Origin of the sequence: Robertmurraya korlensis NBRC 107688, assembly GCF_001591645.1 — a bacterium.
Classification (GTDB): Bacteria; Bacillota; Bacilli; order Bacillales; family Cytobacillaceae; genus Robertmurraya_A.
Map to the genome: position 1 here is coordinate 1 of NZ_BCVH01000065.1, position 623 is coordinate 623.

Annotated in this window: 1 protein-coding gene and 1 pseudogene; both read right to left on the bottom strand. The window is 42.4% G+C overall.

Annotated features, from left to right (window positions below):
* Positions 1 to 137 precede the first annotated feature (137 nt).
* Entirely contained in the window at positions 138 to 356 is a 219-nt protein-coding gene (locus tag BKO01S_RS24740) for a hypothetical protein (protein ID WP_066060230.1), read from the bottom strand.
* Between the two features lie 20 nt (positions 357 to 376).
* A pseudogene (locus BKO01S_RS24745) lies at positions 377 to 607 on the bottom strand (transposase); the annotation flags it as partial.
* Positions 608 to 623: the final 16 nt, after the last annotated feature.

The following is a 623-nucleotide window of genomic DNA, read 5'->3' on the forward strand; positions in this document are numbered from 1 at the left end:
GGGAGGGCGGTGAGTCTTCTCGTCGCTGGCGCTCCTGTGGGGTCTCACCTGTCCCGCCGATCCCCCAGGAGTCAAGCGCCCTCCGCTCCAACCAGCAGGTATAGGTATATTCTTAAAACGTTGACTCAAAAACCAGATTATGTGTATGACGAGTATTTTGATTGCTCTATGTCCGAACCCATCTTTTGTTTTTGGACGTGTGTAAGGAAGGACAGGTTAGTGATTGCCGGTGTTTTAAAAGCGGCATCGGCTGCGACCCCAAGTGGCTTCTTTACTTTTTCAATAATCTTCTCAACAAGTAGCTGTAACATATGATTATCATGAACATTCCCTGGAGTTACGATTGTACCTAACACAAAGCCCTTTTCCTCCGTGGCTGCATGGAACGAATACCAAATATGTATTGTATAAACACCATTTTAAATAAAACGATTGGATCAATACTTGGACGTCCTACCTCCGAATAAAGGTCTTTCACCAACAGATAGATGAATGAAAAATCAATAGCTGACTCTAACTTGCGAACTAAATGATCTTGTGGAACTAATTGATCAATAGATAGCATTTCTAATTGTTCACGTTCATTAAACTGATTTTTTGTCATCATGGTTGGCACCTCTAGA